Below are 12,676 nucleotides of genomic sequence, written 5' to 3'. Positions count from 1 at the left end.
AGGACTCCTTCACGCACTTCAAGCGACCAGAGCGCCGGAAAGCGTCGGTCGGCGGGGTCGTGAGTAGCGATTCGGGTTAGAACCCGAATCGCCACTCACGACCACCCGGACCGAACGGCGACTTACGAGACCGCGGCAGTCCCCGGACCGGCGCGGAATACGATCACCCGACCCGACGTTTGAGCGTTCAACTACTTGAGGAGTTGGACATGGGGTACGAGATCCTGGGCACCCGGCAAGAGCCGACTTTCGGCCTGGACACGTTCGGCGACGTCGAGAACGGCGCGGACGGCCAGCCGGTTAGCCAGGCCGAAGCCATCCGTCAGGTCGTGGCCGAAGGCGTCCTCGCCGACCAGGTGGGCGTGGACTACTTCGGCGTCGGCGAACATCACCGCGCGGAGATGGCGGTGTCCTCGCCGGACGTCGTGCTGGCCGCGATCGCGGGGCAGACCGAACGGCTCCGGCTGGGCACGGCCGTCACGGTGCTCAGCTCGGACGACCCGGTGCGCGTGTACGAGCGGTTCGCCACGCTGGACGCCGTTTCCCGTGGCCGCGCCGAAGTCACACTCGGCCGGGGTTCGTTCACCGAGTCGTTCCCGCTGTTCGGGTATTCGCTGGACGACTACGAGGTGCTCTTCGCCGAGAAACTCGACCTGTTCACCCAGTTGCAGGGGGAGAAGCCGGTCGACTGGTCCGGGACCGTCCGCCCCGCGCTGGAAGGCGCGCAGGCGTTCCCGGTCACCGAATCGGGCAGGCTGCCCGCCTGGGTCGGCGTCGGCGGGACCCCGCAGTCGGTGGTTCGCGCGGCCGCGTACGGCCTGCCGCTGGTGATGGCCGTGATCGGCGGGTCGCCGGAGCGGTTCACCCCGCTCGCGGACCTGTACCGGCGCGCGGTGAAGGAGGCGGGTCACCAGGAGCTGCCGATCTCGATGCACAGCCCTGGTCACATCGCCGAGACCGACGAACTGGCCGTCGCCCAGCATTTCGCGCATCACCAGGCCGCCTTCGCCAAGATCGGCGCCGAACGGGGCTGGGGCCCGATGTCCCGTGCCGACTACGACGCCATGGCCGGGTCGCGCGGCGCGCTCTTCGTCGGCTCTCCCGAAACCGTCGCGCAGAAGATCGCCTGGGCGGTGCGGACCCTCGGTCTGTCGCGATTCCAGCTCAAGTACAGCGTCGGCGCGCTTCCGCACGAGCAACGCCTGAGCTCGATCCGGCTTTACGGCGAGCAGGTCATCCCGCGCGTGAAGGAGCTGCTCGGCTAGCCTCGAAACCGTGGTGTTCGATTCCGAGCGATTCGACCTTCAGCCGTACACCGGGTTCGACATGTCCCGTTATGTCCGGCGGACCTATTGCAGCTGGGAGGATTCCGGCTGGGAGTCGCTGCTCGTCCAGCGGTTCGAGCACGTTCCGGTCGCCGAGGACCTGCGGCTGCCCGCCGTCGCGGATCTGCATCTGGTTCTGCCGCTTTCGGGGCGGGCGGTGATGGAGACCCGCGGCGAAGGCCGGTGGAACCGCCACCACTGGGGGCCGGGGCGGCTCGAACTCGCCGTTCCCCGCAGGCCGGTCCTGCGCCGCTACCGCGGGGACGAGTCGATGCGCAGCCTGCAGGTGCACCTCCCGGGCCCCACGGTGGAATCGGTCGCCGCGCGGCTGGGCGGACGTGCGGTGGACCACGAGGCGATGGCGGCGTCCGTGGCCGGCGGAGATCCGTTGCTCGACGAGCTGGTCCGGGCGGTCGGGAACGCGAGGGAGAACGACGACCTCTACGCCGAATCCGCGGCCGCCTTCCTCACCGTGCACCTGCTCACGCGCCACGCGCGGAAACCGGACCCGCCGAGTGCCGGCCGGGAGGACGAACGGGTCCGCGCCGCCGTCGTGATGATGCGTGACCGGCTGGGCGACCCGCTCAGCGTCGCCGAAATCGCCGGAGAAGTGCATCTCAGCGTCTACCACTTCATCCGGGTCTTCAAGGAGAAGACCGGCGAGACACCGCATCGGTTTCTCGGCGGGCTCCGTATCGAGGAGGCGCGAAGGCTGCTGCGCGTCACCGATCTTCCGATCGCGCGGATCGCGGAGAGATGCGGATTCGCCACTCCCGGCGCCTTGTCGGCGGCTTTCCTGCGGCACACCGGATCGCGCCCCTCGGACTACCGCAATTCCTGATCACCGCCCCGCAATCCCGCACATGGTGACCCCGGCCGCCCGTTCCTAGGGTGAGCCGGGTGAGTAGTTCTGGAACGCAGTCGTACGACGTCACCGCCGAATCGCCCGCGCCGCCCGACGCGGTGTGGGCACTGTTGCTGGACGCCCGCAGCTGGCCGGTCTGGTCACGGGTGGGGTCACTGGAAGTCGCCGCGTCGCAAGGACTTTCCGCCGACGGCCGCGACGGTGTCGGTGCGGTCCGCGCCTTCCGCACCGGCAAGACGGTCACCAAGGAGCGGATCACCGCCCTCGACCCCGAACGCCGGTTCGCCTATGAGGGGGCGGACGTCCCGGTGATGATCGATTACCGGGCCTCGGTCGAGTTGAGCGAAATGCCCGGCGGGGGAACGCGGATCCGTTGGCACGGAACGTATCGCGTGGGCAAGGGAAACGCGTGGATCTTCCGGTGGTACCTCCGCCGCTTCATGCGGGACATGGCGACCGGGCTCGCCGACCACGCCGGCGGCCCGGCCGAGAGGCCATGACGAGGATCAGTGCCGATGAGCGGCTTCGCGGTGGAAGCCCGCGATCATCGCTTCGGTACTCGGCGGGTTGAAGGGCTGCCCGAGAGTGCGCATCAGTGAGTTCACGCTGGGGCGGTACATCCCGGTCTTGCAGTAGCGGGATCCTTCGAAGGCGCCGACCGTGCCGCCGTCGGGGGAGGGCTTGCCGAGCCAGGTGTACCACTTGGCGCGGCGGTCCCGCATCTGCGCGGCCGTGAGCGCGGAAGCGTTGGGCTCCCGGGGTTCGCGGGCATCGCAGGTGCCGTAGTCGTATTCGTCGGCGAGCCCGCCGATGGAGTGCCCGAGTTCGTGGGCGACGATCTGACTGGCCTGGATGTTGCCGCCCGAGGAGGTCGCGACCCCGCCGCCGGCGCCGCCGTACTTCGTGGTGTTCGCCAGCATGATGACCTGATCGACGTCCGGCGCGGCCGCGGCGTACTGGTTCGCCTTGGTTTCGTTGACGCACAACAGCCGTTCGATGCCGCCGCACCAGAAGTACGAGCCCAGCGCGGTGTTGCGCCGGATCCCCTGCGTCGGGTCGTTGGTGATGCCGGACTGGGGTGACACCACGTCGACCTGCCAGAGGTTGAACTGCTTGCGGTAGCTCTTGTAAGGCTCGATGGCGAACAGCGCCGCGATGCTGGAGCGGACGTGCTGCGAGTACGTGCCCAGCTGGGTCGAGGTGTAGCCGTCACCGACGAAGACCAGATCGAAGGTGGTCTCGCTCGGGCCGTTGGTCTCGATCGGGGTCACCGCGGCGGCGCTCGCGATCTGCTGCGGCGCGGCGGTTCTGTCCGAAGCGGGCCGGGTGACGTCCACCCGGGTGATGGTTCCTCCTGGTTCGAAGGCCTCCATCGACGTCGTGAACCGGGGAGCCGCCGACGCCGTCGCGGGAACGAGTGCGGCGGCGAGGGTGGCGGTCAGCGCGAACACGAGACAGGCGCGTCGCATGCGTACTCCTTGCGGGGAGGTTGGGGGAGTACGAAAAACGATCCCGACTTTCGACGGCTTCCGGCACATCCCAAGTGGCCATAAGGTCCGCGTGATGGACGTCGAGTTACGTCACCTGCGCGTGGTGTGCGCCGTCGCCGACGCGGGCAGCATCACGCGCGCGGCGATCGCGATCGGGAGCACCCAGCCCGCGCTGACCGCCGCCGTGCAACGGATCGAGCGCGCGTTCGGCGGAACCCTGTTCGTCCGTGGGCGGGACGGCGTCTTCCCGACGGCGTTCGGCGAATGCGTGCTCGGCCGCGCGCGGGCGGTCCTCGCCGCGGCGGACACGATGCACCGGGACGCGGGACGCTGGCTGGCGGAAGGCGAAGAACGCCCTGTCGCGCTGGGTGGGATCGGCGGATCGATGGTCGTCGAACTGGCGGACCGGCTCGGCGATTCCGGCCGGGGGCAAGCGGTTTCGGTGACCACCGAGTTCTCGCCGTCGCGGCTGCTGGATCTCGTGGCCTGCGGACAGCTCGACGCCGCCGTCGTCGCCGACTATCCCGGGCACGTCCTGCCGTCCGCGCCGGGTGCGGTCTCGCGGCCGATCGCCACGCAACCGGTGTTCGTGGCGATCGCCGCGGACCATCCGGCCACCCGGCACGGCGAGATCGACCTCGCCGATCTCGCCGGGGAACGATGGGTGCTCGGACCGTCCGACGGGGCAGGCTGGCCGGAGTGCTTCGAGGAAGCCTGTGCGCGGGCCGGATTCCGGCCGAAGGTCGCGCACCGGAGCACGGAACTGCGGCCACTGCAACGCCTGATCGCGGCGGGCCGGGCGATTTCTCCTTGTCAGGTCACCTTTCCCGCCTCGCCGGGAATCGCGATCCGCGCGCTGACGGGAGATCCGTTGTGGATGCGATATCTGATCGCCTGGAGTGTCGACGGTGCCTTCGGCGGGAACAGCGATGCCTTGATCGCCGCGGCCGAGGCGGCTTACCGGTCCGACACCGAAAGCAGCCTCACCTATCGCCACTGGCTAGCCCGCCGCGGTGAACCAGTCGCACGGCGTGCCATCGGGTGACACCTGGTCGGGGAATTCCCCTTGTCGGGCAGTGGGTCCTAGCCTCGGATCACCTCATCGACGAAGGGTAAGAAATTGCGTCTGCGCGCCCTGCTGGCCGCTGCTGTCCTGACCATCACCACCGCTCCGGCCGCGCTTGCCGCGCCGGACGTCGCCCACGGCACCGATGTCCCACTCGGGCAGTTCGGGTTCGTCGCGAAGATCGCGATGACGAAGATCCCCCGCCCGGACGGCTCGACCTACAACAGCTACTGCACGGGTGCGCTGATCGCACCCGGCTGGGTCGTCACCACCGGGCACTGCTTCCACGACGCGCACCGCAAGCGGGTCGCGGGCAAGGTGCCGTATCCGACGATGGTGACGCTGGGCCTTGTCGACGAAGCGACCGAATCAGGCGTGGCCCGCAAGGCGACCGAAGTGCTGCAGGCGAAGGAAAACGACGTCGCCCTCATCAAGCTGGACACCCCGGTGACCACCGTGACCCCGCTGACGGTGAACCGGGTGCTGCCGAAGATCGGCCAGCAGCTGACGTTGGCGGGCTGGGGCAGTTTGACCGCCACGAATCCCGCTCCCGCGACCCGGATGCAGCAAGGCACCGTCCAGGTGGCGACGGTGGCCCCGGCGACGATCGGTGTCCGCGGTGCGGCGCCCTCGATCACGACCAGCGCCTGCACCTACGACTCGGGCGCGCCGTACTTCGTCCCGGGAGGCAAGAGCGGCGTCTTGGTCTCGCTGGAGGCCACCGGGCCGAATTGCCCGCACGCCGGGATCGAGACGACCTCTCGCGCGGACGTCATCGCGGACTGGATCGTCACTCACACGGGCTAGCGGGCCGTTTTGGCCGGTGGCGGATCGGGTAGTGGCGTGAGCAGGAGGTAGTGCGATGACGAGTGCTCGAATGACCGCGCCTCCGGCGCCGCCGGACCCCATGCCGCCGGATCCCGGGATGCCCGAACCCGGGATCCCCGAACCGGTGCCGGACCCTGGCAGGCCAGAGCCGGTCCCGGACCCCGGGGTGCCCGAACGGCTCCCCGATCCGGGGCCGGACCGCCCGGTCCCGGAACCCGAGAGCCCGCCGGAAGCCCAGCCGGGACCGGCGGGACTCAGAGGGTGAACGCGAGCCAGAGCGCGAGCCAGGCGCAGGCCGCGACCGCGACGACGACCGCGAACACCCGCAGACCGGCGGTGGCGATCCGGAGCGACGCGGTGCCGTGGTGCGGACGGTGGTGCTGTCGGTGATTGCCCATGGTGCCGCCCTCCCTTCAAGATCACCTTCCGCCGTCCGCGCGTTCTTCGCAGCGGGGATGAGCTGCCCGGGTGACCCCATCCGGGTGAGGACTGCTCGCGTGGGTCGTCAGAGCCAGCCGTTGTGGGCGGCGAACACCCCCAGCTGAAACCTGCTGGAGACGCCCGCCCGATCCATCAGGGTTTCGAGGTAGCGGAACAGGGTGCGCCTGCTGACGCCGAGCGAGGCGGCGATCTCGTCGTCCTTGAGCCCGGCGGCGAGCAGGATCAGCAGCTGCCGCTCGATCGGCCGGATCGGCTGCTCGGCCATTCGTCCTTGCCGGTCGAGCGGGAGCGCCGCGGCCCAGGACGTTTCGAACAGTCCCTCCAGCGCGGAGAAGAGGCTGCACGGGCGCACGACGACGATGGACTGGTTGCGATCGGCCTCGCGGATGGTCAAGGCGATGGTGGCCGCACGGTCGTCGAAGAGCGTCAGTTTCACCGGGAGCTCAGGCAGGAGGCGTGCCTGTTCGCCCGCCCGAAGGCACGGCAGGATGTTCTCGGCGAGATAACCGGGATTGCCGAACGACGCTCCACTGTAGACGCAGCGGTAGGTGATCCCGCGCCGCAGTTGCTCCTCCTCCAGCAGATTCCGGCGGCCACCGGTGAAGTAGGGCGGGGAATCGAGACGGCGCACCTGATGCCGCACCGTGGTCGCGAGCTGCCGCAGCCGGGGGATGATGGCGTCGCCGGTGACCACTTCGAACAGGTCCTGCGCGTTCGGCATCCCCGAATGCGCCCGGCGGAAGACGCGATACGCGGTCTGGACCGCGAGCCGCGCGTCGTGCAGCTCGGCTTGCCGCCGCGTGGTCAGCGCCGTCAGCGCTTCGCTCGGGTTCGCGGGGAGGAACTCGGCCCCGTCCACTCCGGACGGCACGGCGAGTCCGGCGTCGGCCAGCTCTTCCAGTGCCAGCCGGACCGTCTCCGCGTCGTCCTCCCGGCAGACCAGGCCCTCGGCGGTGACGGGCGCGGACTCGAGCATCTGGAGATAGGTCCGGGCGGCGGTCTCGCCGACGCCGAGTCTGATCAGCTGTGCGGCGAGCCCGTCCGAGGACACGCTTAGATGCCCGAAGTGTTGCGGATCCAGGTGCGGTTCGCCGAGATCGCGGTGTGCGTCGAGCTGTCCACCTTGTTGCCGGCGATGTGCACGCCGACCTGCTTGCCACCGACGAAAACCGGCCCGCCCGAGTCGCCGCCGTTGGTCAGTCCGTTGCCCCGGCGTGCCTTGATCAGTCCATTCCCGACACTGGTCACCGTCATCCGGGCGACCTTGAGGTAGCGCTGCAGGTCGCCGTCTTCGTTGTAACCCCAGCCATAAACGTATTCGGTGTCTCCGACGGCGACGGAGGTGCCAAGGGACGCATAGGTCGTGCTCACCGAGCGGTCGAGCCGCAGCAGCGCGATGTCGGCGCCGCTGGACGGCGTGTAGATGTCGGCCACCACGGCGTACGTCCCGGCCTGGTGGTCCACATCGCCCACCCGGACCGAGTATTCGGCGCCAGGCTCGTCGACGCAGTGCTCGGCGGTGAGCACCCAGCGGGCGCCGATGATCGAACCGGAGCACCACTGCCGGCCGTTCTGTTCGATCATGGCCGCCCACGGGCCGGATTGGGCGTATTCGCCGTCGATGATGGGGGCGGCGCCGACGGCCGGAGCGACCGTCGTGAGCCCGGCCGCGCACAGCAGGGCGGTGAGGAGAACTCGGATGCGCATGGGTGCCTTCCAATGCAGGGGAATCGGGGAAAGCGACGGATCACCCGTTCACGGCCGCGGCGGATCACCAGGGATCGCCCGGCCGGATCCGTTACCGGTTTTCCCATGCTAGGCAGGCGGATACGGCGGTCGATAGCGACTAAAGACGGGATAAGGCCGCACCGGACCTGGGCTTTCGGCACGGTAGTGCCGATGGCACCGATGTGTCACGGAAGGCGGCTGGGGCCTGGGCCAGGTGCGCCCAATGTGGCATTGGGGTCGCTGAGCGTCCCCAATGCCACATTGGGCGCACCGAACGAGCTACGGCGACGCTTCACCAGCGTCTCAAGGCTTGCCGTAGTTCCGTGAAGGCCTCAGGGCCGGGTCGGGATGAAGGGCAGTCTTGATCAACGGAGGATCGAGGACACTCAACGTCCCCGATCCTCCGTTGATCAAGACTACGGGCGATGAGCTGGTGAGTGTGGAGGATTCGGGACAGTGAACGTCCCGAATCCTCCACACTCACCCCACGCGGCCATCTCGAACAGCACAGTCGAGACGCTCATCGTCAGGTTTTCAAATACGGGTCCCTCAAGGAGGCCTTCACGGACCTCGCGGTCATCGACGACGGGGCTTGGGATCGAGTAGTTCCTCGGCGAGGAGAATGGCCCGGTCCGAAAGCGTGGCGGACAGCCGCTCCACCGAATCGCCGATCCGGCCCGCTTCCCGTCGCACGCCCTCGCCCACGGGCTTGCTGTGCCGATCGGCGAGTCCCGCGAGCCTGCTCCCGGAGACCAGGACCAGATCGGCGAGGTGCTCGCCGAGTTCGGTCAGCCGGTTCGCCGTCCTGCCCGCTCGTCGGGCCACGAGGTCCTCGGTCTCCCGTCGCAGCTCCCGGACGGCGGACCTCGACTCGCTTGTCGTCCCGGTGAGCGCGGACTTCAGGGTTTTCGTCACGTCCATCAGGAATCGACCTCCACGCGGATTGCCTGATTTGAGTGTACAGCCGTACTCCGAGTCAGCGGAACACGCAACTCACATTCCGTTGTTGCATAAGAAATAAGCCCAGAACCGGTGAACGCTCGTGGGCTGAATAGCACACCTGACTGGCCCATCAGGCCAGCCCGCAAGGTGGGTAGTCGCAAAATTTCTGAAACGTGTCAACTTCTTGCATCCTGTCCCCGGTTTGTTGCATGCTCGTACGGCTCTGGCTCCCTCCCCGCCGTCTCAAAGAAGAGAAGACGCCATGACACGTATGCGCCTGTCCCGGCTCATCGCCGGTTTCCTGGTCACGGGGCTTTCCGTCGCCGGACTCTCCCTCGCTTCCGCCGCGAGCGGGCCACCTCCCGATCCCGCCGCCCCACCAGGCCCCGCCGCGCTCGCCGAGGTGCCGTTGACCCGCACGGTGTCGGCGAGCAGCGCGCTGCCGGGTTACCCCGTGGCGAACGCCGTCGACGGAAATCAGGAGAGCTACTGGGAATCCGCCAACAACGCGTTCCCGCAGTGGATCCAGGCCGACCTCGGCACGGCCAAAACCCTCTCGCGGATCGTGCTGAAACTGCCGTCGGGCTGGGAATCCCGGACACAGACGCTGGCCGTGCGCGGGAGCACCGACGGCGCGGCGTTCACCGACCTCGCCGCGCCGGTCGGCTACACGTTCACCCCCGGCTCGAACACGGTCACGATCCCGATGACCGCGTCGGCCCGCTACGTGCGTCTGCAAGTCACCGCGAACACGCGATGGCCGGCCGCGCAGCTCGCGGAGTTCGAGCTGTACGGGCCGGACACCGGTGACACGCAGGCGCCGAGCGCGCCCGCGAACCTCGCGCTGACCGAGCCCGCCGCCGGGCAGATCCGGCTGAGCTGGGCGGCCTCGGCCGACAACGTCGGGGTCACCGGCTACACCGTCTACCGCGACGGCACGCCGGTCACCTCGATCACCGGCACCACCTTCACCGAGGCCAGGCCCACCGGGACGCGGGTCGAGTATTTCGTGCGCGCCAAGGACGCGGCAGGCAACGAATCCGGCGACAGCAACCACGTCGTGCGCTCCGGGACGAGCGCGGGCGCGAACCTGGCGGCGGGCAAACCGATCGAGGCCACCTCGGCGGTCCACTCGTTCGTTCCCGCCAACGCCAACGACAACAACACCGCGACGTACTGGGAATCCGCCGCGGGCTATCCGAACTCGCTGACGGTGAAGCTCGGGACCGACGCGGACGTCGACTCGGTCGTGGTGAAACTCAATCCGGACGCGATCTGGGGCGCGCGGACGCAGAACTTCGAGATTCTCGGCCGCGCGCAGGGCGCCACCGCGTTCACCGCCCTGTCGGCGCGGGCGGATCACCGCTTCGACCCGGCCACCAACCAGAACTCGGTGGTCGTCCCGGTCAGCGGGCGTGCGTCGGACGTGCGCTTGCAGTTCTTCGCCAACTCCGGTGCGCCAGGCGGCCAGGTCGCGGAGTTCCAGGTGATCGGCACTCCGGCGCCGAATCCGAACCTGGTCGTCACGGGCACGGGCTGGACGCCCGCCGACCCGACGGAGACCAGCAAGGTCGCCGTGTCGGCGACGGTGAAGAACATCGGCACCGCGAACGCGGGCGCGACGACCGTGAACGCCGCCCTCGGCGGCACCGTCGTCGGCGAAGCGGCGGTCGGTGCTCTCGCGGCAGGCGCGTCCACCACGGTGACGGTCGACGCGGGGACGCGGCCGCAGGGCACGTATACCGTGGCCGCCACCGTCGACCCGGCAGGCTCAGTGGCCGAGCAGAACGAAACCGACAACACCTACACCTCGCCGACGCCGCTGGTCGTCGCGCAGTCGCCGGGTCCCGACCTCGAGGTCGCCGGCATCACCTCGAACCCGCCGAACCCGTCGGCCGGTTCGGCGGTGTCGTTCGCCGTCGCGGTGCACAACCGCGGCACGAGCGACGCGGGCGCCTCGGTGACCCGGCTGGCCGTCGGCGGCACCACGCTGACCGGCGCCACCGGCGCGATCGAGGCGGGAGCCACCGCGAACGTCGCGATCTCGGGCACGTGGACCGCCGCGGACGGAGGCGCGACCCTGACCGCGACGGCCGACGCGACCGGCACGGTCACGGAGACCAACGAGGCCAACAACGCCCTCTCGCGGGCGATCGTGGTTGGCCGCGGCGCGGCGGTCCCGTACGTCGAGTACGAGGCGGAAACCGCGCAGTACCAAGGAGAACTGCTGGTGGCGGATCCGCTGCGCACCTTCGGCCACACGAACTTCGCGACCGAGTCCTCCGGCCGCGAATCCGTGCGGCTGGCGAATCAGGGTCAGTACGTGGAGTTCACGTCGGCGAACCAGGCGAACTCGATCGTCGTGCGCAACTCCATCCCCGACGCTCCCGGCGGTGGTGGACAGGACGCGACGATCAGCCTGTACGTCGACGGGACGTTCGCGCAGAAACTGACGCTGTCGTCCAAACACAGCTGGCTCTACGGCAGCACCGACGATCCCGAAGGCCTGACCAACACCCCGCAGGCCAACGCCCGGCGGCTGTTCGACGAGTCGCACGCGCTGCTGTCGCAGTCGTATCCGCCGGGCACGAAGTTCAAGCTGCAGCGGGACAGCGGTGACAACGCGGCGTTCTACATCGTCGACCTCATCGATCTGGAGCAGGTCGCCCCGGCGTCGGCGAAGCCCGCGAACTGCACGTCGATCACGGAGTACGGCGCGGTGCCGAACGACGGGAACGACGATTCGGCGGCGGTCCAGCGCGCGGTGACCGACGACCAGAACGGCGTGATCGGCTGTGTCTGGATCCCGGCGGGGCAGTGGCGGCAGGAGAAGAAGATCCTGACCGACGACCCGAACGTGCCCAACGGCGGCGGCCAGTACAACCAGATCGGCATCTCCAACGTGACGATCCGCGGCGCCGGAATGTGGCATTCGCAGCTGTACTCGCTGACGGAGCCGCAGAACGCGGGTGGCATCAACCATCCGCACGAAGGCAATTTCGGGTTCGACATCGACAAGAACACGCAGATCTCCGACATCGCCATCTTCGGTTCCGGCCGGATCCGCGGCGGCGACGGCGGCGCGGAAGGCGGCGTCGGTCTCAACGGCCGGTTCGGCACCGGCACGAAGATCTCGAACGTGTGGATCGAGCACGCCAACGTGGGTGCGTGGGTCGGCCGGGACTACACCAACCTCCCGGCACTCTGGGGCCCGGGCGACGGCCTCGAGTTCAGCGGTATGCGGATCCGGAACACCTATGCCGACGGCATCAACTTCACCAACGGCACCCGGAACTCGAAGGTGTTCAACTCGTCGTTCCGCACCACCGGTGACGACTCGCTCGCGGTGTGGGCGAACCAGTACGTGAAGGACCCGTCGCAGGACATCGCGCACGACAACGTGTTCGCCAACAACACGATCCAGCTTCCCTGGCGTGCCAACGGGATCGCGATCTACGGCGGCTACGGCAACAAGATCGAGAACAACGTCGTCCACGACACGATGAACTATCCGGGCATCATGCTGGCGACCGATCACGATCCGCTGCCGTTCTCCGGGCAGACGCTCATCGCGAACAACGCCCTGTACCGCTGCGGCGGCGTGTTCTGGGGCGAGCAGCAGGAGTTCGGCGCGATCACGTTCTTCGCGCAGGGCAAGGACATTCCCGGGGTCGTGGTGCGGGATACGGAGATCCACGACTCGACCTACGACGGTATCCAGTTCAAGACGGGTGGCGGAGTCGTGACCGCGGCCGTCACGAACGTGAAGATCGACAAGTCGAACAACGGGGCAGGCATCCTCGCGATGAGCGGCGCCCGCGGCAGCGCGACCTTGACGAACGTGACGATCACGAATTCGGCGGGCGGCGACGTCGTCCGTGAGCCGGGATCGCAGTTCGTGATCAACGGCGGACCGGTGCCGGCGGTGGTCTCCTCGGGCCGCCGCGGTACGAGGTAGAGAAAGCCGTCAGAGGCCGGAGCGGGCGACCGC

Annotated in this window: 12 protein-coding genes; 7 read left to right on the top strand and 5 right to left on the bottom strand. The window is 68.7% G+C overall.

Translation table 11 applies throughout. The annotated features are described in order from the left end of the window. Nucleotides 1-209 precede the first annotated feature (209 nt). Genes DL991_RS14070 through DL991_RS14060 form a run of 3 tightly spaced genes read left to right on the top strand, consistent with a single transcriptional unit; the run spans nt 210 to nt 2,690 of the window. Nucleotides 210-1,265: an LLM class flavin-dependent oxidoreductase gene (locus DL991_RS14070; protein WP_125784712.1), complete on the top strand. Its 1,056-nt coding sequence runs from the start codon at nt 210-212 to the stop codon at nt 1,263-1,265. Nucleotides 1,266-1,275: 10 nt separating this feature from the next. Next, nucleotides 1,276-2,166, top strand: coding sequence for an AraC family transcriptional regulator (locus DL991_RS14065; RefSeq protein ID WP_125784711.1), 891 nt, complete (start codon nt 1,276-1,278; stop codon nt 2,164-2,166). A gap of 59 nt (nt 2,167-2,225) precedes the next feature. After that, nucleotides 2,226-2,690 (top strand): SRPBCC family protein, encoded by a 465-nt coding sequence (locus DL991_RS14060; protein WP_125784710.1) that lies wholly within the window; start codon nt 2,226-2,228, stop codon nt 2,688-2,690. Between the two features lie 6 nt (nt 2,691-2,696). Here DL991_RS14060 and DL991_RS14055 read toward each other — a convergent pair whose 3' ends face one another. Next, on the bottom strand, nt 2,697-3,659 hold the full coding sequence (locus DL991_RS14055) for a M64 family metallopeptidase (RefSeq protein WP_125784709.1): 963 nt from the start codon (nt 3,657-3,659) through the stop codon (nt 2,697-2,699). A 94-nt stretch (nt 3,660-3,753) separates the two neighbouring features. On the opposite strand from DL991_RS14055, the gene DL991_RS14050 reads away from it, so the two are divergent. The 3 genes from DL991_RS14050 (at nt 3,754) to DL991_RS14040 (ending at nt 5,839) form a co-directional block, all read left to right on the top strand. Next, entirely contained in the window at nt 3,754-4,725 is a 972-nt protein-coding gene (locus DL991_RS14050; protein ID WP_125784708.1) for a LysR family transcriptional regulator, read from the top strand. Between the two features lie 75 nt (nt 4,726-4,800). Then, nucleotides 4,801-5,553 carry a trypsin-like serine protease gene (locus tag DL991_RS14045; protein WP_125784707.1) on the top strand — a complete coding sequence of 251 codons (753 nt, stop codon included), beginning with the start codon at nt 4,801-4,803 and terminating at the stop codon, nt 5,551-5,553. Between the two features lie 55 nt (nt 5,554-5,608). Next, the gene (locus DL991_RS14040; RefSeq protein WP_125784706.1) at nt 5,609-5,839 is read left to right on the top strand and encodes a hypothetical protein; all 231 of its coding nucleotides are present in this window, start codon (nt 5,609-5,611) and stop codon (nt 5,837-5,839) included. On the opposite strand, the gene DL991_RS42930 is transcribed toward DL991_RS14040, so the two are convergent. From DL991_RS42930 to DL991_RS14025, 4 genes are all read right to left on the bottom strand, one after another. Further along, the gene (locus tag DL991_RS42930) at nt 5,829-5,972 is read right to left on the bottom strand and encodes a hypothetical protein (RefSeq protein ID WP_199746653.1); all 144 of its coding nucleotides are present in this window, start codon (nt 5,970-5,972) and stop codon (nt 5,829-5,831) included. The two genes, DL991_RS14040 and DL991_RS42930, sit on opposite strands and share 11 nt — an antisense overlap. Before the next feature lie 107 nt (nt 5,973-6,079). Continuing rightward, nucleotides 6,080-7,066, bottom strand: coding sequence for a helix-turn-helix domain-containing protein (locus DL991_RS14035; protein ID WP_125784705.1), 987 nt, complete (start codon nt 7,064-7,066; stop codon nt 6,080-6,082). A gap of 2 nt (nt 7,067-7,068) precedes the next feature. After that, nucleotides 7,069-7,722 (bottom strand): trypsin-like serine protease, encoded by a 654-nt coding sequence (locus DL991_RS14030; protein ID WP_125784704.1) that lies wholly within the window; start codon nt 7,720-7,722, stop codon nt 7,069-7,071. 597 nt (nt 7,723-8,319) lie between these two features. Beyond that, complete coding sequence (locus DL991_RS14025; protein WP_125784703.1) at nt 8,320-8,664, bottom strand: hypothetical protein; 345 nt, start codon at nt 8,662-8,664, stop codon at nt 8,320-8,322. A 292-nt stretch (nt 8,665-8,956) separates the two neighbouring features. On the opposite strand from DL991_RS14025, the gene DL991_RS14020 reads away from it, so the two are divergent. Beyond that, complete coding sequence (locus DL991_RS14020; protein ID WP_125784771.1) at nt 8,957-12,643, top strand: CARDB domain-containing protein; 3,687 nt, start codon at nt 8,957-8,959, stop codon at nt 12,641-12,643. Nucleotides 12,644-12,676 lie beyond the last annotated feature (33 nt).

Source organism: Amycolatopsis sp. WAC 01375 (assembly GCF_003947325.1).
Taxonomy (GTDB): domain Bacteria; phylum Actinomycetota; class Actinomycetes; order Mycobacteriales; family Pseudonocardiaceae; genus Amycolatopsis.
The sequence above is the reverse complement of the archived record's forward strand: the minus strand, read 5'-3'. Positions and strand labels throughout refer to the sequence as shown.

What these genes read in the sequence shown, in the direction of transcription:
- DL991_RS42930 (WP_199746653.1), bottom strand. Translation starts at nt 5,972, where the DNA reads ATGGGCAATCACCGACAGCACCACCGTCCGCACCACGGCACCGCGTCG.
- DL991_RS14025 (WP_125784703.1), bottom strand. Translation starts at nt 8,664, where the DNA reads ATGGACGTGACGAAAACCCTGAAGTCCGCGCTCACCGGGACGACAAGC.
- DL991_RS14030 (WP_125784704.1), bottom strand. Translation starts at nt 7,722, where the DNA reads ATGCGCATCCGAGTTCTCCTCACCGCCCTGCTGTGCGCGGCCGGGCTC.
- DL991_RS14040 (WP_125784706.1), top strand. Translation starts at nt 5,609, where the DNA reads ATGACGAGTGCTCGAATGACCGCGCCTCCGGCGCCGCCGGACCCCATG.
- DL991_RS14020 (WP_125784771.1), top strand. Translation starts at nt 8,957, where the DNA reads ATGCGCCTGTCCCGGCTCATCGCCGGTTTCCTGGTCACGGGGCTTTCC.
- DL991_RS14050 (WP_125784708.1), top strand. Translation starts at nt 3,754, where the DNA reads ATGGACGTCGAGTTACGTCACCTGCGCGTGGTGTGCGCCGTCGCCGAC.
- DL991_RS14070 (WP_125784712.1), top strand. Translation starts at nt 210, where the DNA reads ATGGGGTACGAGATCCTGGGCACCCGGCAAGAGCCGACTTTCGGCCTG.
- DL991_RS14055 (WP_125784709.1), bottom strand. Translation starts at nt 3,659, where the DNA reads ATGCGACGCGCCTGTCTCGTGTTCGCGCTGACCGCCACCCTCGCCGCC.